Below are 25,508 nucleotides of genomic sequence, written 5' to 3'. Positions count from 1 at the left end.
CTTGCTTATTTGGCTGCCATGCGCAAGGCGCCGTCGAGACGGATCACCTCGCCGTTGAGCATGCTGTTCTCAATGATATGCCTGACCAGCGCCGCGTACTCGGAAGGTTTCCCAAGACGCGGTGGAAACGGTACGCCGGCAGCCAGGGAATCACGCACCTCGGGCGTCATGCCGGCCATCATCGGGGTTTCGAAAATCCCCGGAGCAATGGTCATCACCCGGATACCGAAACGCGCCAGCTCACGGGCGGCCGGCAACGTGAGGCTGGCGATGGCGCCTTTGGAGGCCGCGTAGGCGGCTTGGCCGATCTGGCCGTCGAAGGCCGCTACCGAAGCTGTATTGATGATTACGCCACGTTCGCCGTCGGCGTTGGCCTCGGTTTCGGCAATGGCCGCAGCCGCCAGGCGCAGCAAGTTGAAGCTGCCGATCAGGTTGACGTTGATCACCTGGCTGAAGCTGTCCAGCCCATGGGGGCCGTTCTTGCCGAGAATTTTCTCGCCGCGCACGATACCGGCGCAATTCACCAGGCCATTCAGACCCCCGAAAGCCGTGACCGTGGCCTTGACTGCCGCTTCAGCCGCCGCTTCGTTGCTGATATCGGCCACCACGCTCTGGCAACCCAGCTTTTGCGCCTGGGCGGCCACGGCGTCGGCGTTGAGGTCCACCAGCATCACCTTGGCGCCGGCCTTGACCAGCATGTCAGCAGTGGCCGCGCCGAGGCCGGAAGCACCGCCGCTGACGAGGAAAATCTTGTTGTCGATCTGCATCATGGTTTCCTTGGGGTCAAGCTGAAACGTTCTGCGCCGCAGCCTCTTGAGCCTTGGCGATTTCCTGGTTGCGCAAGATAAAGCGCTGCAACTTGCCACTTGGGGTTTTCGGCAAGTCGCTGACAAACTCGATTTCACGGGGATAGGCATGGGCCGCCAGGCGCTTGCGCACATGCAGGCGCAATTCCTCGGCCAGCTCCGGTGAGGCGCGATATTGGCTGCTGAGCACCACGAAGGCCTTCACCAACTCGGTACGCTCCGGATCAGGCTTGCCGATCACCGCCGCTTCCACCACGGCCGGGTGTTCGATCAGCGCGCTTTCCACGTCGAACGGACCGACCCGGTAGCCGGAAGTGGTGATCACGTCGTCGCTGCGGCCGACGAAGCTGATGCTGCCATCCGGATTCAGCTCCACGGTGTCGCCGCTCAAGTAGTAGTCGCCAACGAAGGACTTGGTCGGCGCGCCTTCGTAACCGGCGAACCAGCACATGGGCGACTGGCTGCGGTCCACCGCGAGAATGCCCGGCTGGCCCACGCCCAGCTCGCGTTGCTCTTCATCCAACACCACGATCCGGTGGCCCGGCGAGGCGAAACCGGCCGCGCCCAGGTGCACCGGGTGTTCCAGCCCGTGGTGGTTGCACAGCACCATGCCCAGTTCGGTCTGGCCGTAATGGTCGTGGATCACTACGTTCAAGTTGTCGGCGAACCAACGGATCACCTCTGGGTTCAATGGCTCACCAGCGCTGCTGACGATGCGCAGCTTGCCCTTGATCGAGCGGGCAAACTGCTCGCCCCCGGCGATCAACAGGCGATAGGCCGTGGGCGAGCCGGTCAGGTTGGTGATGCCGTATTTGTTGATGATCCGGCAGGTGCTTTCCAGGGTGAACGGGCCATCGTAGAAGGTAATCGGATGCCCCATGGCCAGCGGCCCGGTCACGCCAAAATAAATGCCGTAGGCCCAACCGGGGTCGGCGACGTTCCAGAAGGCGTCTTCAGGGCGCAGGTCCACCGCGTCACGGGTGTAGCTCTGGAACGCCACGATGGCCTTGAGCGGCACCGACAGCGCCTTGGCGGGTCCCGTGGTGCCGGAGGTGAACATCAGTAAAAACGGATCTTCGCCAGTGAGCATCAGCGGTTCGCACTGGCTGGACTGGTTCGCCACTTCGGCCCAGAAACTGTAGTCGCCCCGCACGATGCCTTGGCCCTTTTCGCCGCCGACCGTGACGATGGTGGGGCAACCGGCGACTTCATTGAGCTTGGGACGGTTGACGGCGTCGGTCACGACGATCCGCGCGCCCGAGCTGCCGAGGCGGTGCTCGATGGCCTTGGGCCCGAACGCGGTGAACAGCGGTTGATACACCGCACCGATACGCCAGGTGGCGAGTACGACGATCAAGAGTTCCGCAGTGCGCGGCAGCAGGCCGGCCACTTTGTCGCCCTTGCCGACGCCTTGGGCACGCAGGAAGTTGGCGAACCGTGCGGCATTGTCCTGCAGGTCGCGGTAAGTCCAGGTGGCTTCGCTGCCGTCACGGCCCTCCCAGAACAAGGCGATGCGACCCGGCAATGCATGCCGGTCGCAACACTCGACACAGGCATTGAGCGCCTCGAGCGAGCCGTGCAGCGCGGCGTTGACGGTGTGCTGGTAATCGAACTGTGACGTGGCGGACGAATAATCGCGCATGACCAGAATCCCTCTGTACTTTTTATTGGCTGGGGGAACCGTGAAGAGCAGGCAAATACTCGCGCCGAAGGGCGATGGCGGCAATGGTCAAAGCCATCAAGTTGCTTGACTGGTTTGGCCATGGTTCGAGGGATGTGTTGTCGGTCAGACCGTTATCGCGAGCAAGCTCGCTCCCACAGGGAATGTGAGATGGGCCTCGATTCTGTGACCGCCCAAGCCCCTATGTGGGAGCGAGCTTGCTCGCGATAACGGCGTTCCGGGCGCTACAAGGGCTGCTTCCAGGCAAATGAATAAACCTTCTCCGGCGCCGGGGACTGGCAGCGCTGGTTGTCCGCGTCAGGCCCCACCAGGAACCACTCGGCCCGCGAGGTATCGCCGACCCGGCGCGCCTTTTGCAGGTCGTAGCAGCGCGCCAGGTCCCGCGCGGGCACCAAGGCAAAGGCCTGCGGGTGGCCGCGTAGCCAGGTGGCGGATCGTTCCAGGGACTGGCGGTCATGAAAGCCAAAATGCACGATGGGCTGCTGGGCGAACAACCAATGGCCTTCGCGCCACCCGACGAGCACCAACTCGGCATTTGAAGTCAGCCCCGCGACATCACGCATCAAGGTCTGGTGGGGGTTGATGCCTTCCCTGTAGGGCTCGATGAAGCCGCGCACAAACCAGGCGCACAACCACACCACCGTCAACCCGGCGAATACCCCCCTGCCCCTCGGACGCCGGCTGAACCAGCGGTGCAGCAGCCACGGCACAAGCGGCGCCACCAGCAGGATCAAGGCCGGCAACGCGGGAAAGATATACAGCTTGCGCTTGCCACTGCTCAGGCTGAAGAACAACAGCACCAGCACCACCCACCCCAGCAGCACCAGCACGCGACCATCCTGCTTGAGCAACTGCCTGCGCCAGGCCGGCACCAGCCATGGCAGCATGAAAAAGATCGGCAGCCAGTATTTCGGAATCACCTGGACGAAGAAATACCAGAAGGGTTCGCGGTGCTCCCAGGCATTGGCATAACGCCCCGCCGTCTGCTTGAGCAGGATTTCCTGGGCGTACGCCAGGCTGTCGGGGCTGCCCTGCCACACGATCAGCAGCAACGGCCCAAGCCACAGCGCGATGGCTGCCAGCGCCACAACCAGCCCCAGCCACCAGGCCCCCGCCTTGCCCGGCATGGACACCAGGCCTTTCCACCCTCGACGCACCCCATAGGCGTAGGGAATCAGCATCAACACCGGCAGAAACCCCACGCCTTTGCTGATGACCCCCAGCCCCATCGCCGCACAGGCCACGTAATACCAGCGCCACGCCGGGCCGAGCATCAAATGCCGGCACAAGCCATAGATCCCCAGGATGGTCCAGAGTGCAAGAAAACCATCGATCTGCCCGGTGCGCAGGATGCTGTAGGTCTGGTAGGTGGCGAGAAACAGAAGCGCGGCGATCCCCCCCACGCGTCGCCCCCACAAGCGCCGGCCCAGGTCATACAGGCATGCCGTGGTGACGGCACCGGCCAACAGCGCGGGCAGGTACAGGGCGACTTTCGGCAGGTGGGTCAATTGCACGAAAGAGGCCACCGCCCACATGAACAACGGCGGCTTGTCGGCGTAGATTTCCCCAGCGCGATGGGGAATGAACCATGAGCCGTTCTGCAGCATCTCCAGGGCAACGCCGAGGAAGCGCTCTTCATCGACGTTCATCGGTTGGCGCCAACCCAGGCCGGCGCCCACCATGATCAAGGCCAATGCCACAAGCGCCAGAAGCTCCAGTCGCGAGGAAGACAATCGCATCCGCACCGTCTCAGCCCTTCTCGGCCAGTTCGCGGTTTTCCTGCTCGTGATGCTTGGCGATCAACTGCAAATTGCGCAGGTAAACGATGAAGCCGAAGGACTGGCCGACAATGAACACCGGGTCTTCACGGTAGATGGCGTAGGCCAGCAACAGCGCGCTACCGATGATGCTCAAGTACCAGAAACCCACGGGAATCACGCTGCGCTTCTTGTACTCGCTGTACAGCCATTGCAGGGCAAAACGCCCGGTGAAGGCCAACTGGCCGCCGAAGCCAACGGCCAGCCATATCGATTCTCTGCCCATGTCACACCTCGGTTTCTTGTGCGTTGATATCCAGGCGGGTGCGTCTTATCAACCACCACACCCCGAATAGATCGACAATGCCCACCAGCGCCCGGTCGAGGTTGCCGTAGTTGGACACCCCGGCCCCGCGCTCACGGTGATTCACCGGGTGAACCAGCATCCGGCCGTTGTGCCGACGGATCAGCGCCGGAATGAAGCGATGCATATGATCGAAATACGGCAGGCGCAGAAACGCCTTGCGCTCGATCAACTTGATGCCGCAACCGGTATCGGGCGTCTGGTCCTTGAGCAGACTGGCCCGCAGTTTGTTGGCGAACCGCGAGGCCCAGCGCTTGCTCGCCGTGTCCCGGCGGTTGACGCGATGCCCCGCCACCAGCTTGACACCGGCGGGCGTCCCCTCCGAACCGCGCACCAGGTCGAGCATCTTTGGCAGGTCGGCCGGGTCGTTCTGCCCGTCGCCATCGAGGGTTGCCAGCCAATGCCCGCGGGCCACTTCAGCGGCGTGGTAGATCGACGTGCTCTGCCCGACGGAACGGGCATGGCTGAGCACCCGCAACTGGCGATAGCCACTGCCTTGCAACGCCCGCAGTTCAGCAGCGGTGGCGTCAGTGCTGCCATCGTCGACCACGATGACTTCGAAGGCCTCGTCCACCAGCGCCGCCCGCACTTCTTCCAACAGTGGAATGAGGTTGCCGGCTTCATTCTTTGCCGGAATCAGGACCGACACATAAAGGGTTTCGTGCATGACGCTCCAGTAAAAAGCTGAGGGGTTAAACGCGGTAATACGCGCGGTACCAATCGACAAACGACTGCACGCCGACGGGCACCGCGACCTGCGGGCGAAACCCGATGTGTTCTTCCAGCTCCCGCGTGTCCGCCCACGTGTCAACCACGTCACCCTGTTGCAACGGCAAGAAATGCTTGATCGCGGGAATGCCCAGGGCCTCTTCCAGGCACTCGACAAACTGCAAGAGCTTCACCGGAGCACCGAAGCCGATGTTGTAGAGCTTGTGGCGCACGCCTGCTTCATTGGCCGGCGGCCGCGGCAACAACCGCACCAGGCCTTCGACGATGTCGTCGATGTAGGTGAAGTCCCGCGACATCGCACCATCGTTGTAGAGATCAATGGCGCGACCGTTGAGGATGGCGTCGGTGAATTTAAACGGCGCCATGTCGGGCCGCCCCCACGGTCCATACACGGTGAAAAACCGCAGGCCGGTGGTGGGAATGCCGTAGAGATGCGAGTAAGCGTGGGCCATCAGCTCATTGGCGCGCTTGGTCGCCGCATAAAAAGACACGGGCTGATCCACCGGATCGGTGGTGGCATATGGCAGGCGGTCGTTAAAGCCATACACCGAGCTGCTCGAGGCGAACACCAGGTGCGCCGGCCGGTGGGCACGGCAGGCTTCCAACACGTTGAGGAACCCCACCAGGTTGCTTTGCGCATACAGGTCGGGATTATCGATGGAATAGCGCACGCCAGCCTGAGCCGCCAAGTGGACGACATACTCGAATGGGGTTTTCGCAAATACATCCAGCAGCGCCTGCTTGTCGGCCACGTCCAGCCGCAGGAAGCGGAAGTTGGGGTATTTGGCCAACAACGCCAGCCGAGCCTGCTTCAACTCGACGCTGTAGTAGCTGTTGAGGTTGTCGATGCCGATGACCTGATGGCCCTCGCTGCACAACCGCCTGGCGGTATGAAACCCGATGAACCCAGCAGCACCGGTGACCAGTACGCTCATACGCAGCCCAAAACGGTCACTTGCATACATTACCCTGATAGATGGCCCGGCTTTTCCGGCGCCTGCACAGGCTTGTATCAAAGAAAAATGACGGTTTTATGAGCGTGCCAGCTTGCCAGGTGAAAGTCCCTGTGGGAGCGAGCTTGCTCGCGATGAGGGTATGGCAGTCAATGACGAGGCGACTGAACCACCGCTATCGCGAGCAAGCTCGCTCCCACAGGGGGCTTGGGTAGGCACAAGATTGGAGACCACCCGATGGATCAATCAGGGTCGTTGAGAATCAGGCTGCGATAATGCCCCGGGTTGGACCCGGACCATTTGCGAAACGCCTTGTAGAAGGAACTGGCATCGGCAAACCCCAGGCGCGAGGCGATTTCGACGAAACTGATGGACGGCTCGGCCAGCCAGGTGATCGCCAGATCCTTGCGCACGCTGTCCTTGAGGCCTTGGTAAGTCTGGCCCTCCTCCGCCAGGCGTCGGCGCAGGGTCGAGGCGGACACGCACAGCTGCTGGGCCAGGGCCTCGGTTTCCGGCCACCGTTCGGCGGGCAGTTGCCGCAGGTCGTGCCGGATACGGCTGGCCAGGCTTTGCGGGTCGCGGTATTTGACCAGGATGTTGGCCGGGGCCCGGGCCAGGAAGCGCTTGAGCTCGTCAGCGTTGCGCCGGATGGGCAGGTCGAGGCATTCGGCGGCGAAAATCATCCGGGTGCGCGGCCGGCCAAAGCGCAGGTTCTGGGAGAACATCACCCGGTAGTCGTCGCAGAAATCCGGCGCCGGGCAGCGCAGTTCGACAGACAGGATGGGAATGCGCCGCCCGGCCAACCAGCAGGCGACGCCATGGACGATCATCCAGTAAGTGAAGTAGGTAAAGGCCCGGCGCGGCGCCTGGTCGTCTTCCAGCAGCACGATCTCCGCCAGGCTTTGCTGGCGCGCCCACTGGGCCGGCAGGTGTTCGAGCATCAGCGACAGAAACCCCAGCCCCGCCGTCAAGCCGCTCGCCAGCGTGGGCTGGGCCATGGCGCACTGACAGAGAAACGCCAGGCTGCCGGACTTGAGCTTGCGCGGGTCCATGCCGAAAAACTCGTCATCCAGGCGCTGGGCCAGCAAGCGCCAGAGCCGCGCATAGGCATGGGCCGGGACCCGCGCCAGGGGATCGTCAAGTAGCGCCGGGTCTATGCCGACCTGACTCAGGACCTCCTCGGTGGCCGCCCCGGGTGCGCAGCTTTGCAGCAACGCCTCACGCACCAGGTGGATGGAGATGGTGTCTTTTTCTGACATGGCGCGGGTGTTCACAGGATCCGGTAAAGCAGCCGTTCTATCCGTACCCGGCTGACTCGCTTCAGGAACCTGGCCACGGCCTCGGGGTAATCCGGCAGGGTTTCCAGGTCCAGGTAACGTTCGATCCGACGGGTGTGGCGGTAGATCCGCTCAAGCTCGGCCTGGCGCGGCGCCAGCAGCTCGCCCTTGGGGTCGTCCAGCAACAGCGCGTTTTCCAGGTCCAGGCGAAAGGCCCGCGGGTTGAGGTTGTTGCCGGTCAGCAAGGTGTAGCGCTCGTCGACCCACATGCCCTTGAGGTGATAGGTGTTGTCCCCGTCACGCCACAGGTGCAGGTTCAATTGACCGCTGTCGATCGCATGCTGATGCCGTTTGGCGAAGCGTCGCAGGCTGATTTCGTAGAGGTATGGCAGTGCCGCGATGATCTTGAACGGTTCGCTTGGCGGAATGTAGAAGTCGTTGGCGGTCTTGTCGCCGACGATGATGTCGATCTTGACCCCGCGGGCCAGGGCGCGGTTGAGCTCCCGGGTCACGGCCAGGGGCAGGTTGAAATACGGGGTACAGATGGTCAGTTGCTGGCGGCTGCTGGCGATCAGTTCACCGATCACCCGGCTCAGGGGGTTGTTCTTGCCCACGCCCAGCAACGGGCTCACCGACAGGCCACTCTTGTCGAGGCTGCCGACGCTGGTGTCATAGGTCGCGTATTTGAGACGGCTGCGCAAGTCACCGATGTCCTTGCGCAAACTGCGGGTGCTGGGCAGGTTCGGCAGGTCCAGGCGATGCACGGCCCTGGAGGTGATCAGGCCATGCTGCACCAGGTGATGCATCGAGTCGGCCAGTGCCGTGTTCAGCAGCAGGTGATAGCGGTCGTAGCGGTATTTGTCGAACTTGTGCAGGTAGACGTTATTCAGGCTGGCGCCGCTGTAAAGCACACAGTCATCGATGACGAAACCTTTCAAATGCAACACGCCGAACAGTTCGCGGGTCTGCACCGGCACGCCGTAGATCGGCACTTCGCTGGCATGGGTGCGGGTCTGTTCCTGGTACCACGCCGAGTTGCCCGGCTGCTTCTTGGCGCCAATCAGCCCACGCTGGGCCCGCAACCAGTCCACGACCACGACCACGTCCAGTTCCGGACGCGCCGCTTTGGCGGCATGCAGGGCATCGAGAATTTCCTGGCCGGCCTCGTCCTGTTGCAAGTACAGGGCGACGATGTAGATGCGCTGGGTGGCCTGGGCGATTTTCTCCAGCAGGCAACGGCGGAATTGGGCAGCGCCATCGAGGATGGTCACCGCATCGGCGGTCAGTGCAAAGCTGCGCAGCTTGGGCAGCAGGGAGCGTTTGAAGAGCGACGGCATAGGGCTCGCAAAAAGGTCGATTCCGAAGAACGGACGAGCTTACACCATGGATGGGTTCGGGTCTTCCTGTCGTCAAGAAAAAAACAACTTGACCAAGGAGAACGATCATTCTACTTTTGTTCCATGAACGAAATCACTGGTAATGAAACACGAGACATCATCCTCGATGTCGCCGAAAAGTTGATCTATAGAAGTGGCATCGCCGCCACCGGCATGGACCTTCTGGTGAAAACCGCCGGCGTCTCCAGGAAAAGTGTCTATCGCTACTTCGCCAACAAGGACGACCTGATCGTGGCCGCACTCAAGCGGAGGGACGAGCGTTGGATGCACTGGTTCAGCAGCGAAGTGGACAAGGCACCCACGCCGACGGCGCGGCTGTTCAATTTGTTCACCGTGCTCAAGGGCTGGTTCGACAGCGAAGGTTTTCGCGGCTGTGCCTTCATCAACACCAGCGGCGAAACCGGCGATCCACAGGATCCGGTCCGCCAGGTGGCGAAGATGCACAAACAGAAGTTGCTCGATTACGTGACTCGGCTGTGCGTCGAACAAGGCGTCGAAAATCCGGACGCCCTGGCCCGCCAGCTACTGATTCTGATCGACGGCGCCATTACCGTGGCGCTGGTCATGGGCGACCACAGCGCGGCTGACCACGCCCAGGACATGCTGAAGATGTTGCTACACACCTGACCGTTGAACCCTGCCTCATTCATCAACTCATTGGAGATTCGCCATGTCTGCCTCTTCTGAAGTTCGTCCGCCACTGCCGCCGTTCACCCGTGAATCGGCGATCGAGAAAGTTCGCCTGGCCGAAGACGGCTGGAACTCTCGCGACCCGCAAAAAGTATCCCTGGCCTACACGCTGGACACCCAATGGCGTAACCGCGCCGAATTCGCGCACAACCGCGAAGAAGCCAAGGCGTTCCTGACCCGCAAGTGGGCCAAGGAATTGGATTACCGGCTGATCAAGGAACTCTGGGCCTTCACCGATAACCGCATCGCGGTGCGCTACGCCTACGAATGGCACGACGACTCGGGCAACTGGTTCCGCTCCTACGGCAACGAAAACTGGGAGTTCGACGAGCAAGGCCTGATGTACAACCGCTACGCTTGCATCAACGACATGCCGATCAAGGAAAGCGAGCGCAAGTTCCACTGGCCACTGGGCCGCCGGCCGGATGATCATCCCGGGTTGTCCGAGTTGGGGTTGTAACCCTCTCGACTGACCCACCGCTATCGCGAGCGAGCTCGCTCCCACAGGAGATCGAGGTCGGACACGGTATTTGTGGGCGCTGGCATCCAAATGTGGGAGCGAGCTTGCTCGCGATGACGGCAACAAATCCAACGGCTGTGCAAACTGACCCACCGCTATCGCGAGCGAGCTCGCTCGCACAGTACAACAGCCGCGCCAGACCAGCGGCCCCGCCAACAGGCTTGACCCACATGCCGCCAGGCATCACATTGCCTGGGCCGGCGATAAGCTCGCTGTTTCGTTGTGCAGCAGACTTTGTGGAGCCCATGACCGCGTCGATCCCGATCCGTCCCCCCTGCCCGCCCGGCGTCTGCGATTGCGGGCGTGATGCCTTGTTGCAAGCGCCTGGCAGCGACCTGCGCATCCTGTGCCTGAATCGCCAGGAAGAAAAACGCCTGCTCGAGCGCCTGGAGAACATCCAGAGCCTCGACGAACTCCAGCGCCTGCAACAGCGCCTGTATGAAAACCTGGGGATCCGCCTGCGCGTCGAGCCCGGCTACAACGAAGTGCGGACCATGCGCGGCATCGCCATCGAATTCCAGGAACAGCCCGGCCTGTGCCGCAAGATTCGCCAGTCGATTCCCGCCGCCATCCGCCGCGGGCTGGAAAAACGCCCCGAGATCGCCTGGCGACTGCTGGATGCCCACGATCTGTTTCGCGATACCTGAGCCCGGGCCGCTCCTTCCCTGGAGCGGCACTTCGTCCTAGAAATCCACCGTTGCGGACAGCAGGTAGGTGCGCGGGGTCGACAACGTCAAGCCCGGTTCACTGTCATCCGATGCGCCGGCCGAACTCCAGTAGCGCTTGTCGGCCACGTTTTCGATGTTGGCCCGCAGAGTGATGTGTTTTTCATCGGCTTTGAACGCGTAGCGAGCGCCTACGTCGAAACGCGTCCAGGCATCGATTTCCTTGGTGTTGGACTGGTCCAGGTACTGCGAGCTGGAATAGATGCCGCGACTGGTCAGCGTCAGGCCCTGTACCGTTGGCACGTCCCATTCAGCGCCGAGGTTGACGTTGTACTTCGGCGTGGCCGGTGCGCGGTTGCCATCGAAGGTGCTGTCGGTGGTGTCAGTCAGCTCACTGTCGATGAACATCACGCCGCCGAGCAGACGGGTGCCCTTCAGCGGCTCGCCGAACACACTCAACTCCACGCCAGTGTTTTCGCGCTTGCCGTTCGGGCCGAAGACACGTGTCGTGGCGTCGGTCGCATAGGCGGGCTGCTTGATTCGGAACACGGCGGCGGTGACGGCGAATGGGCCTGCGTCATACTTGGCGCCCACTTCGACCTGGCGGCTGATGAACGGCGGGAAAATCTCATCCTCGTTCACCGACGTCGATGGCGCGATCTTGCCCTGGCTCAGGCCTTCCATGTAGTTGGCATACAGCGACAGCTTGTCAGTCGCCTTGAACAGGATCCCGCCCGACGGCGAAACCTTTTCCTCATCGTAGGCGGTGTCACCCTTGACGTTATTCGCCCAGTCATCAACCTTCACCCGTTGCCAGCGAGCGCCGAGGGTCAGCAGCAAGCGATCCTCGAACAGCCCCAGGGTGTCGGACAAGGCCACGCCGCTGAAGCGGTTCTCGGTGTAGACCTTGTCGTCCTGCCGGGTCGGGTTGCTCGGCGTCGGGGTCTGTACCGGGTCATACAGGTTGCTGCGACCGTTGGCGTAACGGGCGCCGCCATTTTCGAAGTCCATGTAGAAATAACTGGCCGCCAGGTTGACCTCATGGCTCACCGGACCGGTATGGAACCAATTGCGCACTCCGGCCGTGGCCGTCCGGACATTTTCCTCCCGGGTAAAGTCACGGGGCTGGACGGTGAAGTCGCCCGCGTCGTTGGTGACCGAAACGTTGTGCCGAAGGAAGTCGTGGTCGCTTTTGCGCGCGCCGACACCGCCATACAACATCACTGAATCGCTGACATCGAACTCAGCGTTCACCGTGCCGAAGGTGTCCTGGGTGCGCGCCTTGCTCCACGATTGGGCGTAGTTGTCGCGCACGTCGCTGGCGTGGGGGATCTGGGCATTGGCACCGACCTGCACGCGTTCCTGGGGCGCGTCGGTGTTGCGTTCGGTGTGGCCGATGTCCGTCGAGAGTCGCAGGCGTTCACCGCGAAAATCCAGGCCCAGCACCGCCATCTCGCGGTCCACGCTCTGGTGATCCCATTCCGTGTCGCCCGCCTGCTTCACACCATTGAAACGAATACCGAACTTGTCTTCTTCACCAAAGCGCCGACCGACATCCACCGCCCCACCAAGCTGGTTATTGGAGGCATAGCTGCCGGTGAACGAGGTGATGGGCTTGTCGGTGGCGCGTTTGGGCACCACATTGATCCCGCCCCCCACGCTGCCCCGCGGCGAGATACCGTTGATGAGCTGGCTCGGTCCCTTGAGGATGTCGACGCGTTCGGCCATCTCCATGTCGATCGTGTACGTCGGCAGGATGCCGTAGAGACCGTTGTAGGCGACATCGCTGTTGAACAGGCTGAAACCGCGGATGGTGAACTGCTCAAAGCGTCCGCCCGCCGGGTTGGTGGTGCGGACCGAGGGGTCGCTGGCGATCAGGTCGCCCAGGGTGCGCGCCTGCTGGTCCTTGACCGTCTGGCTGGTGTAGGTGGTCATGCTGAACGGCGTTTCCATGAAGTCCCGCGAGCCCAGCAGGCCTTGCGAACCACGCCGTGCCACCTGGCCGCCGGCATACACCGGGCTGTCCGCCGAAGCCGTAGCGCCGAGAATCGAGGTGGGCGCCAGTTGCAAGCTGCCGCCTTCTGGCGCCGGCATCAGGATGTAGGCCTGCTCTCCCACCGGCTGCAACTGCAGGCCCGAACCCCGCAACAGCCGGGCAAACCCCTCTTCCACCCCGAACTCCCCCGAAAGCCCGGCGCTGTCGCGCCCGCTCACCAAAGCCGGATCCACCGACAGGTTGACCCCCGCCAACCCGGCAAACCGGGTCAACGCCGCGCTGAGGCTGCCGGCCGGCACCTGATAGCTGCGCCGGGCGGCTTCTTCGGCCAGGCTCGATGACATGAAAAATGGGCTGGCACCCAGGCTCAGCATGAGGCTCAGGTTCAACAGCGGACGCCGGCCGGCAAAGGCCGGGCGCAAACGCAAAGGTACAACTGCGGACATTGGAAAGCGCTCTCGTTTTTGTTCAGTTGCCTTGAATGACAAGCGAGACAAAAAAAGGGGACAGGCCTAACCGGACTCAAGCCAGATTTTTGCGAAGCGTCAACGTGACCCAGTAACGGGTACGCATATGCACGTCCAGCGGCAGGCTGGCCGCCAGCAGCGCGAGGATTCGATCGGTATTGTCCAGGCGGAAGCTGCCGGTGATTCGCAGCGGTTCCAGGGTTTCGTCCCAGCGCAGCACGCCGGGGCGATAACGGCTCAGTTCCCGCAGGAAATGCCCCAGCGGCTGGTCCTGCGCCACCAGTACCCCGTCACGCCAGCCCAGCTGTGCCACGTCGAACGCCTGCACCGGCCCCGCGCCCGAGGCCTGGACGTTGACCTGCTGGCCCTCTTCCAGACTCAGCGCTGGTCCTCGCAGGGGTTGCAGGTACGCCGAACCGCTGACCACCGACACCCGGCAGTCGCCGTCGCCCAAGTGCAGGCAGACTTCGCCACGATGGATCGTGACGAGCCCATAGGGTGACTGAACGGACAGCGGCGTGCTCCCAGCGAGTTTGAGGGCCATCTCACCGCGCAGCAGCACCAGGCGCCGGGCCTTGAAGTCCAGGTCGACGGCGCTGTCGGTGTTCAGTTGCAGCGCACTGCCATCGACCAGCGACCAGCGCCGTTGCTCGCCCGTGGCGGTGTGCAAATCAGCGCGCCAAGCCTCCAGCGGCAGCTCCCGCCCCAGCAGCCAGGCGGTCGGGACCAGCGCGGCGACGCCCAATGCACGCTTGAGCACAGCACGCCGGGCCAGCGCCGGGCGATCCAGGGTTGCCATGCCCAGGGCCGCCGGCACCCCGGCAAAACGCTGGCGCAATCGCTGGGCCTTCTGCCAGGCCGCCTCGTGGTGAGCGCTACTGTCGCGCCAGCGTTGCAAGGCCGCCGAGTCGAATGCATCCCCGTCGAACTCCATCAGGGTCAACCAACGGGCAGCCGCCCGTGCCGCTTCACGAGCCTCCGGTGATGGCGCCGAAGGCATCAGAAGTCCACCAACAGGCAATGCTCATAGGCCTGGGCCATGTAGCGCTTCACGGTGCGCTCGGACACTTGCAGGCGCTCGGCGATCTCGCGATAGCCCAGGCCTTCGAGCTGGCTCCATAAAAAAGCCCGCCGCACCAAGGGCGGCAGGCCATCCAGCAATTCGTCCAGGGCTTGCAGGGTTTCCAGCAGCAGCCAACGCTGTTCCGGAGACGGTGCGCAGGCTTCAGGCAGGTTCGCCAAAGCGTCGAGATACGCCTGTTCCAGATTGCGGCGGGTATAGAAATTGCTCAGCAGGCGTTTGCCGACGGTCAGCAGATAGGCCCGGGGCTCTTGCAGGTCTGTCAAGGTCTGGGAGCTGGCAAGCACCCGCAGGAAGGTATCCTGGCGCAGGTCCGCCGCATCCCAGGCATTGCCCAGGCGCCGTCGCAACCAACCTTCCAGCCAACTCCCGTGGTCACGGTACAACGCATGGAGGGATTGCTCCGTCGGCGTAACTGCATCACACATGTCCAGAAGCCTGCGCAAAGTCTTAAATGAGACTGATTCTAATTAATGTTCGCGCAGGAATCCAAGTTGTTTATGCAAAGTGAGTCTAGAAACGGGATGCAAGCCCCCTCCCCTGTGGGAGCGAGCTTGCTCGCGATAGCGGTGGGTCAGCTTGCTTCCATGGCGCTGGGTGGTCGCCATCGCGAGCAAGCTCGCTCCCACAGTCAGGTCTTTGCACGCAGTGCGATCAGTGACTGGCGTGCAAGGTCTTCGGCACTTCCGGCATGGCCGAAGAGTGGTGGTTGATGATCTTCCACTGGCCATCGAGGCGTTCATAGAGGAAGGTGTAGCGCGCCTGGACCTCACGTTTGGAACCATCGGCCTGGGTGAGTGTGAAGGTATAGACACCACTGTCCATCGCCGCGTCGGGCCCCAGGTGACGGATTTCCCGGTAGTTGATTTGTCCGACCGGCTTGGCGGCCAGGAAATGCTCGAAGTAGTCCTGGATCTGCGCCGGTGTGTTGCGCACCTTGTTGGAGACGGTCGGTTGCAAAATCGCATCCGGTGCATAGAGGCCGGTCACGGCGGTGGCGCTACCGGTTTGCAGCGCGGCGTTCCAGCGATCGAACAGGGCAGCGATTTCCCGGTCATTCACGTTCTTGGGCTGCTCGGCCACTGTGCGATACACGTAGGGTGTGACCTCGACAGCCTGGACAAGCGGCGCACTCAGCAGGAAAAAAGCAGCGATGGCACAGGTTTTCATTTTCATCGGAAAGCTCCTTTGGGTTTCAATGAGCCCACTTTGCCGACCTTCCCGGCTCTCGCCATCGGCCAACCGGTGCCAATCGCCTATGCCATTCGGCAGATAGGCCCGGTGCCGGTGACACGGTCTAATGGCGTCACCGCGAACCGTCCGATCTTTTTCCATGCTGGAGCTCCCCATGCAAAGCCCGCCCCATGATCCCGGCAGTGCCCTGGCCATCCGCAGTCAGTATCGCCAGTCGCAAAGCCGTGCCGCGCGCCTGGGGCTGCTGCTGGGCACCGGCCACGAGCTGACGCAGTTGCCGCTGCCGGCCATGCGTCAGCGTGCGCTGCAACGGGCGTGCGCCTTCATGGCGATGGACCACGGTCTGCTGCTGGAGTGGGCGCCGGACAACACGCTGCGCACCCTCGCCAGCCACGGGAGCGCGGAACGGGTCGACTTCCTCGCCAACCTGGCCCAGCCGCAAACGCCCGGCCCGAATTGGCTGGAATCCCCCGGCAGCGCCCTGCCCCAGGTCTTGCGCATTCCACTGCGCACCTCCGATGGCGTGACGTTCGGGGCGTTGTTGCTGGGCAACAGCGTCGCCCTCGGCGCGCCGGACAACGAAGACATCGAGTCGCTGCAATTGCTGGCGACGCTGTTAGCGGCGCACCTGGAGAACAGCCGCCTGGTCGAAGCGCTACAGGCCCGCGAGCGGACCATGTCCGAGCTGGTCCACCGTTTGTTCAGCGCCCAGGAAGACGAACGCAAGCGCGTGGCCTACGACCTGCACGACGGTCTGGCGCAGAACCTGGCCGGTTTGCACCAGCGCTTGCAGGGCTTCGCCGGTCGTTGCCCGTCGCTGGCGCCGGCGCTGGCGAGCGAGTTGCAGGCCATCCTCGACCTGGCCCAAGGCTGCGTCGGCGAGGGCCGGCAACTGATCGGTGGCCTGCGCCCCCACGTGCTGGATGATTTCGGCCTGTACAAAGCCGTCGACAAGGAGGCCGACCGCCTGCGTGACGCGGGCCTGACGGTGAGCTGGGCCGAACACAGCAGCGCGCGCCTGCCGGGCAACACCGAGATCGCCCTGTTTCGCATTGCCCAGGAAGGCATCAACAACATTCTCAAGCACGCCCAGGCCCGTCATGTGGGCCTGGGGCTGGCGGTGGAAGATGGCCACGCCAGCCTGCGGGTAGAGGACGATGGCCGTGGCTTTGCCCTGGAGCAGCCCATCGAGACCAACGGCAGTTGCCACCTGGGGCTGGCCGCCATGCAGGAACGCGCCAACCTGCTGGGCGGCCACCTGGCCTGTTGCAGCCAACCCGGCGGCGGCACCCGCCTGCTGGCCAGCGTGCCGCTACCCACCGCTGGAGTACAGCCATGAACCGTCCTTTGCGCCTGCTGCTGGCCGATGACCATGAAGTCACCCGCACCGGGTTTATCAGCATGCTCGCCGACAGCCCGGGGTTCGAGGTCGTCGGCCAGGCCCGCGACGGCCAGGAGGCCCTCGACCTGTGCGAGCGGCTACAACCGGACATCGCGATTCTTGACATCCGCATGCCTGTCCTCAACGGCCTGGGCGCGGCGCGGATCCTGCAGCAGCGCCAGCCCGGGATCAAAGTGGTGATCTTCACCATGGATGACAGCCCCGACCACCTCGAAGCCGCCATCGGTGCGGGCGCGGTCGGCTACCTGCTCAAGGATGCCAGCCGCGATGAGGTGCTCGACGCCCTCAAACGGGTCGCCCAGGGCGACGAGGCGCTGAACAGTTCAGTCAGTGCGCGCCTGCTGCGCCGCATGACCGAGCGCGGTGCCAGTGGCGCTCCCCAGGTCCAGGCCCTGACCGCCCGTGAGCGCCAGGTATTGGGGCTGGTGGCCGGCGGCTTCAGCAATCGTGAAATCGGTGAAAAGCTGGGCATCGCACCCGGCACGGCCAAGGCCCACGTCGAGCGCGTCATCGGCAAACTGGGTGCCGCCGACCGGACCCAGGCCGCCGTGCGCGGCGTGGCCCTGGGGCTGGTGGCGCAACCCGCCGGGCAATGGCCATGAGGTTTCTCGCCGCCCGCCGCTGGGCGGACCTGCCGTTGCGGGGCAAGGCCCTGGTGGTGATTTCCCTGCCCCTGGTGGTCCTGCTGCTGTCGCTGGTGCTGATCTATATCACCGAACGGCAGACCGCACGGGCCGAGGAGGATGTGCGCCGGGTACTGCTCGTCCAGGGTGACATCCAGACGGTCCATACCTTGCTGGCCGAAGCGGCGGCCAGCGTGCGCGGTTACCTGCTGACCCGGCGCGAAGATTTCCTGCCCAGCTACGAACAAGCCACGCCGCTGATCCATGCGGCGTTGCAGCGCCTGGACCACAACATTCGCGATGCCAGGATGCGCGAGCACCTCAAGACCATCACCCCGCTGATCGCCGACAAACTCGACGGATTACTCGCCTTGCGCAACGGCAAGCGTGACGATCCCGAGGCCATCACCGCGATCCTGATCGAAAACAAGCAGGTGCTGGATGTGCTGCGCGAGCAGATCAGCGCCATGCGCATACGCGAGGATGGCCTGCTCGCCGAGCGCAGCGCCGCCGCCTCGGCCACGCGCATGCGCCTGCTGTTCGCCACGTTGCTGGCAGCGGTGTGCGGCTTGCTGGGGGCCATTGTCGCGGTGCTGTTTCTATCCAAAGGCATCGTCGCCCGGGTCCAGCAGGTGCAAGGCAACGCCCAGCGCCTGGCCTTGGGCCAACCGTTGTTGCCGCAGCCGCCAGAGCAGGACGAAATCGGCCAGCTCGGCACGCGGCTGGTGGAGGCCGGGCAGTTACTCGCCGAACGCGAGCGGGCCCTGCGCGATAACGAGGAGCGCTTGCGGCTGATCATCGACGGGGTGAAGGACTACGGGATCTTCGCGCTGGATGCCCAGGGCTATGTCACCACCTGGAACGCCGGCGCGCAGCGGATCAAGGGCTACACCGAGCAGGAAATCCTTGGCCAGCACTTCTCCCTGTTCTACTTGCCCGAAGAATGCCCGGCGCACCCGGACATGGCCCTGCGCGAAGCCACCCGCGACGGCCACTACATGGAAGAAGGCTGGCGTTGCCGCAAGGACGGCAGCCGTTTCTGGGCCAGCGTGGTCATCACTGCCCAATACGATGGCACGGGTGCCTTGCGCGGCTTCTCCAAGATCACTCGCGACATCACCGACCGGCGCGCCGCCGAAATCGCCCTGCGCACCGCCCGCGAAGAAGCGGAAAGCGCCAGCCGGGCCAAGAGCGAATTCCTTTCGCGCATGAGCCACGAACTGCGCACGCCACTGAACGCCATCCTGGGTTTCGCTCAACTGCTGGACATGGACTCCACCGCCGGCCAGCGCCCCCAGGTCAGCCACATCCTGCGGGCCGGCCAGCACTTGCTGGCGTTGATCAACGAGGTGTTGGACATCGCCCGGATCGAGGCCGGGCGCCTGCCCCTGAACATCGAACCGATCCCCCTGGCGACGGTGCTGCACGAAGCCTTGACGCTGGTTTCACCCATGGCCGCCGACGCCGGGATCCACTTGATCGACCTGCCTGCATTGCCCGACGACAGCGGTGTGCTTGCCGACCGCCAACGCCTGGTGCAGGTATTGCTCAACCTGTTGTCCAACGCCATCAAGTACAACCGGCCCGGCGGCGAGGTGCGCATCGAAGTGAGCGTCCAGGCCCACCAGGTGAGCATCGCCGTCCACGATACCGGCCATGGCATCGCCCCTGAACAACTGGGCCAGCTGTTCAAGCCCTTCGAACGCCTGGGCGCCGATCCGCAGGTCGAAGGCACCGGCCTTGGCTTGTCGTTGAGCAAGAACCTGCTGGAGATGATGCAGGGCAACCTGCAGGTCCACAGTGAACCCGGACACGGGTGCTGTTTTACCCTGCAACTGCCCGCCACCCAGGTGATCGGCACGCACTTGCCGCCCATCGCCGCCCTGGCCGTGACGCGCGCCCCCGTGGATTACCACGGCAAAATCCTCTGCATTGAAGACAACCTGTCGAGCCTGGCGTTGATCGAGACCTTGATGCAACGCCGTCCCGGCATCCAGCTGTTATCGAGCATGCAAGGTCAGATGGGCCTGGACCTCGCCCGCCAGCACTCGCCGCAACTGATCCTGCTGGACGTCACCCTACCGGACCTGGAAGGCCTGGAAGTCTTGCGGCGCCTGCGCCAATCCCCGGCCACCGCGGCCACGCCGGTACTGATGATCACCGCCGATGCCAGCGACCTGACCCATCGTGCCCTGCGCGACGCCGGGGCCACGGCGATCCTGACCAAACCTATCCATATCCAGGCCTTTCTCGGCCACCTCGAGCACTATCTACCGGAGCCCGCATGAATCGCGACTTGCGCATTCTGATCGTCGACGATCAGCGCCCCAACCTGGACCTGATGGAGCAACTGCTGGCCCGCGAAGGGCTGCACAATGTGCTGAGCAGCACCGAGCCCTTGCGTACGCTCGACCTGTTCAACAGCTTCGAGCCGGACCTGGTCATCCTCGACCTGCACATGCCGGCATTCGACGGCTTCGCCGTGCTGGAACAACTGAACCGGCGCATCCCGGCCAACGACTACTTGCCGATCCTGGTCCTGACCGCCGACGCGACCCGCGACACCCGCCTGCGGGCCCTGGCACTCGGCGCCCGGGACTTCATCAGCAAACCCCTGGATGCCCTGGAAACCATGCTGCGCATCTGGAACCTGCTGGAAACCCGGGCGCTCTATAAAGCATTGCGCGAGTTGATCCCGTCCCAGCAGATCGAACTGTTGCGCCAGCACCGTCCCGCCGCCGATCCGGTCTAGTCTGGCGGCCGTTTCATCGAGGCCATCGAAGCATGGAAGTCACCGAACGAACATCGGCAAACGGCCTGCAAGGGCACATTCGCGGCGAACGCCTGGCCACCTCCGACGGCGTATCGAGCAAAGAGATCCTGGTGGAGATCTTTGTCCGTGAGCGTTGCGAAGCCCACATCGTCGTGCCAGCGGTGGCCGAGCCGTTGCTGGTCTGGGTGTTGTCCGGGCAAGCCATTGTCGAGGAGCGCACCGCCCACGAGCCGTGGGAAGCGAATACGGTGGGCCGCGGGGATTTTTTCCTGACCACCTCCCCTGTGCCTTATGAAATGCGCTGGCAAGTGACCAGCCCTGAGCCGTTCGTGGTCATGCATGTGTATTTGGGCCTGGCGTTGCTGGAGCGCGCCATCACCGAAGCTGGCGGCGGCGCGATCCAACTGCGGGAAGTCTCAGGCGGGCGGGATGAAGTGCTCTCGGCCTTGCTGGAACAGATCCGGGTAGAGCTGACCCGACGCGGTGAAACCAGTGCCTTGCTGGTCCAGGGCGTGGCGCAATGCGTGGCGGTGCACCTGGCGCGGCATTATGTGGATGCCGGGGCCGAGGACATGTCCGGCCGCAACGCCCTGCCTGCCTTCAAGCTCAAGCGGGTGATCCAGTTAATGGAGCAACACCTGGCCGCCCCCTTCAACCTCGGTGACCTGGCCCAGGCCATCGGCCTGAGCGAATACCACTTCAGCCGCCTGTTCAAGCGCGCCACCGGGCGTTCGCCCTCGCAGTACTTCATCCAGCTGAGAATGGCCCGGGCCCGGCAACTGCTGATCGAAACCGAGCGCAGCGTCATCGATATCGGCCTGGAGGTCGGCTATGGCAGCGCCAGTCATTTCTCCCAGGTATTCCGTCGCGAAGTGGGCGTGGCGCCGAGTCATTACCGCAAGTAAAAGCCGATGGCGCCACAATGTGGCCGCACACAAACCACTGTGGGAGCGAGCTTGCTCGCGATGGCGTCAGACCAGTCAACACTGATGGCAACGGCTCCACCGCTATCGCGAGCAAGCTCGCTCCCACAGGTATTTTCTGTCAGGCCTGTATTCATTTGATCCGGTAATGAAAGGTATTGCGCACCGCCGGCACCGTCACCGCCTTACCATCGATGATTCGCGGCTGATAACGGAACGTCTGGGCGGCGGCCAGGGATGGGCGGATGAACAGCGGGTGGCAGCCGTCGAGCACCTTGGGACTGTCGATCCGCCCGTCCGGCATCACGCTGTATTCCACGGTGCAATCGCCCTCCAGGCCCTTGTCCAGGGCCCGTTGCGGATAGTCCGGGGCTTGCTTGTTCAGGGGCTGATAGCTGCGGCTGTCGGCGGCGGCCTGGCGCGCCTGCTCGGCCTGGCGCTGCTCGGCGAGTGCTTGGGCCTGTCGGGCCTGGCGCTGTTGTTCGGCTGCTTGCTGCTCGGCGTCTTGCCTGCGTCGCTCACTTTCCAGGCGTTCGCGCTGCTGCTGTTGGGCCTGTAGCTCGCGTTTTTGCTCCTCGACCCGTTTGCGGGCCAGCGCCGCCTGTTCCAGCTTCTGCGCCTCGGCTCGCGGGTCGACAAGCGGCTTGGTGGGGACAGGAAGTGACGCTTGCGCGGGTGGCGGTACGGGCTCGGCCACGGGTGGTGCAACAGGGATGACAGCCGCCGGTGCAGGCGCCTCGGGCAGCGGTGCGGCCGGCAGCATCACCAGTTGCGTACGCAACACCCGCGGCGTTTCGGCGGCGGGCTTCTCCACGCTCCACCCCAACACCAACAACGCGGCTATCGCGGCGTGCAGAGCCACGGCCAATCCCGCCGCCAGGCTGTTTCTCCAAAAACCGTGATGGCTCGACGCGGGTACGCTCAAGGCGGGACTGTGCATGATCATCGCCGTCATTGCGGCGCCTCGGTCACCAGCCCCAGGTTGCTCACGCCGCCCTGCTGCAGGGCGGCCATGGCCGCGACGACCCGGCCGTAATCGGCATGATCATCGGCACGGATGTACACCTGGGTATCGCTGCGCTCAGCTACGACCTGCGCCACCTTGGCGCGCATCTGCTCCAGGTCCACGGCGCTGTCGGTCTGGTGACGGGTGTCCAGCTCACCGCCCAGGTTCCAGTAGTAACCGCCTTCGGCCTTTACCGACAGAGTAAGGATTTGCTGGCGACTGTCGGTGGCCAGCGCTTCGCTCGCGACCTTGGGCAGTTCGATCTTCACACCCTGGGTCAGCATCGGCGCGGTGACCATGAAAATCACCAGCAGCACCAACATCACGTCGATGTATGGCACCACGTTCATTTCGGCCTTGGGACCGTGCTTGCGTTGGGGCTTGACGAGCATCTGTCCTCTCCTTTCAAGCGGCCGAGGCCAGGTTCACCGGGGCGCCGTGCAGCTTGCGGTGCAGACGCGCCTGCAGTTCGTTGCCAAACCCGTAGTAACGGGTCAGCAGGGTCTGGCCGCGCGCGGCAAAACGGTTATAGGCAATCACCGCCGGGATCGCCGCGAACAAGCCGATGGCCGTGGCGATCAGCGCTTCCGCAATGCCCGGTGCCACGGTGGAAAGGCTGGCCTGTTGCACCTGGGACAGGCCGAGGAAAGCATTCATGATCCCCCAGACCGTGCCGAACAAGCCGATGTAAGGGCTGACCGAACCGACGGTCGCGAGAAACTGCAAACCTTTCTCCAAGTGCACTTCCTGTTCGCTGATCGCTACCTGCAACGAACGCTCGACGCCTTCGAGTACCACCTCGGGCGTACAGGAGGGCTGGTTAAGCTGAGTGAAGGCCAGCAAGCCTGCCTGGAAAATCGGCGTGACGCCCTCGTCCTCACGTATCTGTGCGTGTTCCCGGTACAGGGGCAACAGGTCCTGGGTACTGCGAAAACGTTGCATGAAACCGTTGAGCTGGCGCTCGTTGCGTTGCAGCACGGCACTGCGCTGGATGATCAGGTACCAGCTCAATAGCGAGGCCAGCAGCAAGGTGAGCATGACCGCCTTGACCAGCAGACTTGCGTCACTGATCAGGCCCCAGATTGTCATGTGTTCCAAAGTGGCTTGCATGGGTAGAGCTCCTGTCTGGCTGCTATTCGATGAAATGTTCGTGACCGGTTGATGACAGTGCCGCTCAAGGCAGACGCAGGGCTTTCGCCACGTCGGCCCAGGGCACGAACTTGAAGTTCTGGGTCTGTTCGGGCATGCGCTTGCGACCGTCCTGGACCACCAACATGCCCTGGCTCCAGGGCCCGCCGAGGTTCACCGAGGTCACTTCCAGGCCGTCGGTCTCCGACGCGCCATCAATGCCCGCAGCCGCATTCAGGCCGACCCGGAACGCGCCCCGCACGGCGAACGGAGGCTCGGCATCGAGCACCAGGTAGCTGTCGTTGCCTTGGCTGGAGATCACCAGGTAGTCGCGCCCCTTGGCCTGGTACAAGGCCATGCCCTCGACGTCAGCGTGCAACGACGGGCCAACCTTGATCACACTGCTCAAGGTCGCCGGCTGGTCGGCCCGGGCATCCATCGCCCAGACCCCCACGTCCTCCTCACCGAGAAACAAGCGCTGGCGCTGCTCATCGGCCACGCAGCCTTCGGGCTGGCTGTCGACGCTGAACTGGCGCACCAACTGGCCGTGCACCACGCCGTCCGGCGCGCTCAGGCGGTACTGCGCAAAGCGCCCGTCCTTGCCGTTGGCGAAGGCGTACAGCTCACCTTCGGCGGGCTGGAACAGGCAGATGCCGTAGATGTCCTTCAATGACGTCGCAATCTCCCCCGCTTCGCGCAACTCGCCACTGGCGCGGTCGATACTGAACAGGCTCAAGCTGTTGCGATCACGGTTGCTGGCCACCGCCAGATCGACGGTTTGCGTGCCCAACTTGAAGTTCGCCCGCACATCGACGTTGTTCAGGCGCCCGACCGGCAACTCCTGCAGCAACTTTCCTTGCAGGTCGTAGGCCAGCAAGCCTTGCTTTTTGTTGGTGCCCAACACCCGGCTCAAGCCCGACGTGGTCGGATGCACCCAGATCGCCGGGTCATCCGCGGCGTCGCCCTGGCGGGCCACCGGCTCGCTCTGGGCGATGGCAGCCACCGTGGGCAGTACCGGCGGCAAAGGCATGGGCGTGGGTTGCCAGTTGAGTTCTCCCTGGTACAGACGCCCGTCGTCATCGTCGCGCAGCAGCACCTCGATACCGGTTTTCGTCCGGCGTGCCGCCAGGCTTTCCGGTTCCTTCAGGCCCGGCAGCGACAGCGTGGCGCGGGGTGTCCAGCCTTTGCCGTCCTGTTGATACAGGTGCAACTGCACAGCCTCCGGATCGAGGCCCAATACGCCACCGGGCAATCCCGCCAAGGCGCCGGCCGCCTGCTGGATGTCGCCGAACGGCGCACCCATCGCCACGGGCGCCCGCACGGTCTCAGCCTCGGAGGATGCCGGGTAGGCCCACCAGCCTATGCGCTCTTCGTTGACGAACAATTGCTGGCTGGCGTCCTGCACTTGGCAGGTCTTGGCGTCCGGCGGCAGTGGCAAGCCACGCACCCGTTGGGCGGTCGCGCCCAGCTCTTCGCCGGCGCCCACCAGCCATTGCTCGCCCTTGCCCTCTTCCCCCACCAGGAACACAAACAGGTTGCTCGCCTCGTCGCGGTACAGGCACAGGCCGTTTACCGGGAAGTCTCGCGTGGGCAGGTACAGCGGCGTGCCCCACTGACGGCTTTGTGGGTCGAGGCTGACGACCATGGCTTGCTGGCGCTCGCTGTCGAGGCTGGCGACCAGCACGTTCGCGCCCAGGAGCCGACTGTCGAGGCCGTCGAAGGCACCTTGCAGGCGCGTCAGTTCGCGCCCTTGGCCATCGAGCAAGAACAGGCCCTCGCGGGCACTGGCCAGTCGTTCGGTGGTTGCAGCGCCAGGCAGGAATGCCAAGGCATTGAGAGACAGTTCCTGGGATCGAGGCCAGGCTTGCAGCGTTAGCTTGGGCGTCGGGGAAGCCGCCAGGGCTGCGGTCGATGCCAGGCCGATCAGCATCGCCAGCAAGCCGCGCTTGGGTAAAGACAACATCGTGTTCAACGGGAAAATCCTTGTCATGGGGCCAACTTCAGAAATGGCATGTTCACTATTCCCGTGGCGAGGGAGCTTGCTCCCGTTGGGCTGCGCAGCAGACCTGTTTTGTG

At 63.6% G+C, this 25,508-nt stretch carries 24 protein-coding genes; 8 read left to right on the top strand and 16 right to left on the bottom strand.

Annotated elements, in window-relative coordinates; all coding sequences use genetic code 11:
- Positions 1 to 5 precede the first annotated feature (5 nt).
- The 8 genes from J4E63_RS13025 to pssA all read right to left on the bottom strand — a co-directional run bounded on the left by J4E63_RS13025 (position 6) and on the right by pssA (position 8,904).
- The gene (locus tag J4E63_RS13025; RefSeq protein ID WP_103308719.1) at positions 6 to 767 is read right to left on the bottom strand and encodes an SDR family NAD(P)-dependent oxidoreductase; all 762 of its coding nucleotides are present in this window, start codon (positions 765 to 767) and stop codon (positions 6 to 8) included.
- Between the two features lie 16 nt (positions 768 to 783).
- A complete protein-coding gene (locus J4E63_RS13020) occupies positions 784 to 2,448 on the bottom strand; it encodes an AMP-binding protein (RefSeq protein WP_207282213.1) in 1,665 nt (554 codons plus the stop codon).
- Between the two features lie 263 nt (positions 2,449 to 2,711).
- Positions 2,712 to 4,226 (bottom strand): glycosyltransferase family 39 protein, encoded by a 1,515-nt coding sequence (locus J4E63_RS13015; RefSeq protein ID WP_207282212.1) that lies wholly within the window; start codon positions 4,224 to 4,226, stop codon positions 2,712 to 2,714.
- 10 nt (positions 4,227 to 4,236) lie between these two features.
- Positions 4,237 to 4,530, bottom strand: a complete 294-nt coding sequence (locus J4E63_RS13010; RefSeq protein ID WP_092445938.1) for a lipid-A-disaccharide synthase N-terminal domain-containing protein — start codon at positions 4,528 to 4,530, stop codon at positions 4,237 to 4,239.
- Position 4,531: 1 nt separating this feature from the next.
- Complete coding sequence (locus tag J4E63_RS13005) at positions 4,532 to 5,275, bottom strand: glycosyltransferase (RefSeq protein ID WP_207282211.1); 744 nt, start codon at positions 5,273 to 5,275, stop codon at positions 4,532 to 4,534.
- A gap of 25 nt (positions 5,276 to 5,300) precedes the next feature.
- The gene (locus tag J4E63_RS13000; protein WP_207282210.1) at positions 5,301 to 6,272 is read right to left on the bottom strand and encodes an NAD-dependent epimerase; all 972 of its coding nucleotides are present in this window, start codon (positions 6,270 to 6,272) and stop codon (positions 5,301 to 5,303) included.
- A 260-nt stretch (positions 6,273 to 6,532) separates the two neighbouring features.
- Positions 6,533 to 7,549, bottom strand: a complete 1,017-nt coding sequence (locus J4E63_RS12995) for an AraC family transcriptional regulator (RefSeq protein WP_207282209.1) — start codon at positions 7,547 to 7,549, stop codon at positions 6,533 to 6,535.
- An 11-nt stretch (positions 7,550 to 7,560) separates the two neighbouring features.
- Positions 7,561 to 8,904, bottom strand: coding sequence for a CDP-diacylglycerol--serine O-phosphatidyltransferase (pssA, locus tag J4E63_RS12990; RefSeq protein WP_207282208.1), 1,344 nt, complete (start codon positions 8,902 to 8,904; stop codon positions 7,561 to 7,563).
- 123 nt (positions 8,905 to 9,027) lie between these two features.
- Here pssA and J4E63_RS12985 point away from each other — a divergent pair, with 123 nt between their 5' ends.
- The 3 genes from J4E63_RS12985 (at position 9,028) to J4E63_RS12975 (ending at position 10,821) form a co-directional block, all read left to right on the top strand.
- Complete coding sequence (locus J4E63_RS12985; RefSeq protein ID WP_192260233.1) at positions 9,028 to 9,591, top strand: TetR/AcrR family transcriptional regulator; 564 nt, start codon at positions 9,028 to 9,030, stop codon at positions 9,589 to 9,591.
- A gap of 43 nt (positions 9,592 to 9,634) precedes the next feature.
- Complete coding sequence (locus J4E63_RS12980; protein ID WP_060742285.1) at positions 9,635 to 10,114, top strand: nuclear transport factor 2 family protein; 480 nt, start codon at positions 9,635 to 9,637, stop codon at positions 10,112 to 10,114.
- 305 nt (positions 10,115 to 10,419) lie between these two features.
- Positions 10,420 to 10,821 carry a hypothetical protein gene (locus J4E63_RS12975; RefSeq protein ID WP_060742284.1) on the top strand — a complete coding sequence of 134 codons (402 nt, stop codon included), beginning with the start codon at positions 10,420 to 10,422 and terminating at the stop codon, positions 10,819 to 10,821.
- A 36-nt stretch (positions 10,822 to 10,857) separates the two neighbouring features.
- Here the strand turns inward: J4E63_RS12975 and J4E63_RS12970 are convergent, their stop codons facing one another.
- The 4 genes from J4E63_RS12970 to J4E63_RS12955 all read right to left on the bottom strand — a co-directional run bounded on the left by J4E63_RS12970 (position 10,858) and on the right by J4E63_RS12955 (position 15,559).
- Entirely contained in the window at positions 10,858 to 13,281 is a 2,424-nt protein-coding gene (locus J4E63_RS12970; protein ID WP_207282207.1) for a TonB-dependent receptor, read from the bottom strand.
- Positions 13,282 to 13,357: 76 nt separating this feature from the next.
- Positions 13,358 to 14,302, bottom strand: a complete 945-nt coding sequence (locus J4E63_RS12965) for a FecR domain-containing protein (RefSeq protein WP_207282206.1) — start codon at positions 14,300 to 14,302, stop codon at positions 13,358 to 13,360.
- Positions 14,302 to 14,811 carry a sigma-70 family RNA polymerase sigma factor gene (locus J4E63_RS12960; protein ID WP_060742281.1) on the bottom strand — a complete coding sequence of 170 codons (510 nt, stop codon included), beginning with the start codon at positions 14,809 to 14,811 and terminating at the stop codon, positions 14,302 to 14,304. The genes J4E63_RS12965 and J4E63_RS12960 overlap by 1 nt, the downstream gene beginning before the upstream one ends.
- Positions 14,812 to 15,037: 226 nt before the next feature.
- Entirely contained in the window at positions 15,038 to 15,559 is a 522-nt protein-coding gene (locus J4E63_RS12955; protein ID WP_060742280.1) for an SgcJ/EcaC family oxidoreductase, read from the bottom strand.
- Positions 15,560 to 15,731: 172 nt separating this feature from the next.
- Here J4E63_RS12955 and J4E63_RS12950 point away from each other — a divergent pair, with 172 nt between their 5' ends.
- From J4E63_RS12950 to J4E63_RS12930, 5 genes are read left to right on the top strand one after another with little or no spacing between them, the layout of a single operon-like run.
- Entirely contained in the window at positions 15,732 to 16,916 is a 1,185-nt protein-coding gene (locus J4E63_RS12950; protein WP_207282205.1) for a sensor histidine kinase, read from the top strand.
- Complete coding sequence (locus tag J4E63_RS12945; RefSeq protein WP_192260227.1) at positions 16,913 to 17,581, top strand: response regulator transcription factor; 669 nt, start codon at positions 16,913 to 16,915, stop codon at positions 17,579 to 17,581. Before J4E63_RS12950 ends, J4E63_RS12945 begins: the two co-directional genes overlap by 4 nt.
- Positions 17,578 to 19,890: an ATP-binding protein gene (locus J4E63_RS12940; RefSeq protein ID WP_207282204.1), complete on the top strand. Its 2,313-nt coding sequence runs from the start codon at positions 17,578 to 17,580 to the stop codon at positions 19,888 to 19,890. The genes J4E63_RS12945 and J4E63_RS12940 overlap by 4 nt, the downstream gene beginning before the upstream one ends.
- Positions 19,887 to 20,354, top strand: coding sequence for a response regulator (locus J4E63_RS12935; RefSeq protein ID WP_092164443.1), 468 nt, complete (start codon positions 19,887 to 19,889; stop codon positions 20,352 to 20,354). Before J4E63_RS12940 ends, J4E63_RS12935 begins: the two co-directional genes overlap by 4 nt.
- Positions 20,355 to 20,386: 32 nt before the next feature.
- Positions 20,387 to 21,280, top strand: coding sequence for a helix-turn-helix domain-containing protein (locus tag J4E63_RS12930; RefSeq protein ID WP_207282203.1), 894 nt, complete (start codon positions 20,387 to 20,389; stop codon positions 21,278 to 21,280).
- A 151-nt stretch (positions 21,281 to 21,431) separates the two neighbouring features.
- Here J4E63_RS12930 and J4E63_RS12925 read toward each other — a convergent pair whose 3' ends face one another.
- The 4 genes from J4E63_RS12925 to J4E63_RS12910 all read right to left on the bottom strand — a co-directional run bounded on the left by J4E63_RS12925 (position 21,432) and on the right by J4E63_RS12910 (position 25,422).
- The gene (locus J4E63_RS12925; RefSeq protein WP_207282202.1) at positions 21,432 to 22,253 is read right to left on the bottom strand and encodes an energy transducer TonB; all 822 of its coding nucleotides are present in this window, start codon (positions 22,251 to 22,253) and stop codon (positions 21,432 to 21,434) included.
- Entirely contained in the window at positions 22,250 to 22,696 is a 447-nt protein-coding gene (gene tolR / locus J4E63_RS12920; protein ID WP_060742274.1) for a protein TolR, read from the bottom strand. Before tolR ends, J4E63_RS12925 begins: the two co-directional genes overlap by 4 nt.
- Positions 22,697 to 22,709: 13 nt before the next feature.
- Positions 22,710 to 23,414 carry a protein TolQ gene (gene tolQ / locus J4E63_RS12915; RefSeq protein WP_192260223.1) on the bottom strand — a complete coding sequence of 235 codons (705 nt, stop codon included), beginning with the start codon at positions 23,412 to 23,414 and terminating at the stop codon, positions 22,710 to 22,712.
- A gap of 64 nt (positions 23,415 to 23,478) precedes the next feature.
- The gene (locus J4E63_RS12910; RefSeq protein ID WP_259333743.1) at positions 23,479 to 25,422 is read right to left on the bottom strand and encodes a phytase; all 1,944 of its coding nucleotides are present in this window, start codon (positions 25,420 to 25,422) and stop codon (positions 23,479 to 23,481) included.
- Between the last annotated feature and the right edge of the window lie 86 nt (positions 25,423 to 25,508).

Source organism: Pseudomonas sp. FW300-N2F2, from assembly GCF_017351655.1.
Classification (GTDB): Bacteria; Pseudomonadota; Gammaproteobacteria; order Pseudomonadales; family Pseudomonadaceae; genus Aquipseudomonas; species Aquipseudomonas fluorescens_AA.
This window is presented reverse-complemented; position numbering and strand designations above follow the sequence as displayed.

Bases quoted from the DNA above. Each gene is read 5' to 3' on its own strand.
- J4E63_RS13025 (WP_103308719.1), bottom strand. From the start codon at position 767: ATGCAGATCGACAACAAGATTTTCCTCGTCAGCGGCGGTGCTTCCGGC.
- J4E63_RS13020 (WP_207282213.1), bottom strand. From the start codon at position 2,448: ATGCGCGATTATTCGTCCGCCACGTCACAGTTCGATTACCAGCACACC.
- J4E63_RS13015 (WP_207282212.1), bottom strand. From the start codon at position 4,226: ATGCGATTGTCTTCCTCGCGACTGGAGCTTCTGGCGCTTGTGGCATTG.
- J4E63_RS13010 (WP_092445938.1), bottom strand. From the start codon at position 4,530: ATGGGCAGAGAATCGATATGGCTGGCCGTTGGCTTCGGCGGCCAGTTG.
- J4E63_RS13005 (WP_207282211.1), bottom strand. From the start codon at position 5,275: ATGCACGAAACCCTTTATGTGTCGGTCCTGATTCCGGCAAAGAATGAA.
- J4E63_RS13000 (WP_207282210.1), bottom strand. From the start codon at position 6,272: ATGAGCGTACTGGTCACCGGTGCTGCTGGGTTCATCGGGTTTCATACC.
- J4E63_RS12995 (WP_207282209.1), bottom strand. From the start codon at position 7,549: ATGTCAGAAAAAGACACCATCTCCATCCACCTGGTGCGTGAGGCGTTG.
- pssA (WP_207282208.1), bottom strand. From the start codon at position 8,904: ATGCCGTCGCTCTTCAAACGCTCCCTGCTGCCCAAGCTGCGCAGCTTT.
- J4E63_RS12985 (WP_192260233.1), top strand. From the start codon at position 9,028: ATGAACGAAATCACTGGTAATGAAACACGAGACATCATCCTCGATGTC.
- J4E63_RS12980 (WP_060742285.1), top strand. From the start codon at position 9,635: ATGTCTGCCTCTTCTGAAGTTCGTCCGCCACTGCCGCCGTTCACCCGT.
- J4E63_RS12975 (WP_060742284.1), top strand. From the start codon at position 10,420: ATGACCGCGTCGATCCCGATCCGTCCCCCCTGCCCGCCCGGCGTCTGC.
- J4E63_RS12970 (WP_207282207.1), bottom strand. From the start codon at position 13,281: ATGTCCGCAGTTGTACCTTTGCGTTTGCGCCCGGCCTTTGCCGGCCGG.
- J4E63_RS12965 (WP_207282206.1), bottom strand. From the start codon at position 14,302: ATGCCTTCGGCGCCATCACCGGAGGCTCGTGAAGCGGCACGGGCGGCT.
- J4E63_RS12960 (WP_060742281.1), bottom strand. From the start codon at position 14,811: ATGTGTGATGCAGTTACGCCGACGGAGCAATCCCTCCATGCGTTGTAC.
- J4E63_RS12955 (WP_060742280.1), bottom strand. From the start codon at position 15,559: ATGAAAATGAAAACCTGTGCCATCGCTGCTTTTTTCCTGCTGAGTGCG.
- J4E63_RS12950 (WP_207282205.1), top strand. From the start codon at position 15,732: ATGCAAAGCCCGCCCCATGATCCCGGCAGTGCCCTGGCCATCCGCAGT.
- J4E63_RS12945 (WP_192260227.1), top strand. From the start codon at position 16,913: ATGAACCGTCCTTTGCGCCTGCTGCTGGCCGATGACCATGAAGTCACC.
- J4E63_RS12940 (WP_207282204.1), top strand. From the start codon at position 17,578: ATGAGGTTTCTCGCCGCCCGCCGCTGGGCGGACCTGCCGTTGCGGGGC.
- J4E63_RS12935 (WP_092164443.1), top strand. From the start codon at position 19,887: ATGAATCGCGACTTGCGCATTCTGATCGTCGACGATCAGCGCCCCAAC.
- J4E63_RS12930 (WP_207282203.1), top strand. From the start codon at position 20,387: ATGGAAGTCACCGAACGAACATCGGCAAACGGCCTGCAAGGGCACATT.
- J4E63_RS12925 (WP_207282202.1), bottom strand. From the start codon at position 22,253: ATGACGGCGATGATCATGCACAGTCCCGCCTTGAGCGTACCCGCGTCG.
- tolR (WP_060742274.1), bottom strand. From the start codon at position 22,696: ATGCTCGTCAAGCCCCAACGCAAGCACGGTCCCAAGGCCGAAATGAAC.
- tolQ (WP_192260223.1), bottom strand. From the start codon at position 23,414: ATGCAAGCCACTTTGGAACACATGACAATCTGGGGCCTGATCAGTGAC.
- J4E63_RS12910 (WP_259333743.1), bottom strand. From the start codon at position 25,422: ATGACAAGGATTTTCCCGTTGAACACGATGTTGTCTTTACCCAAGCGC.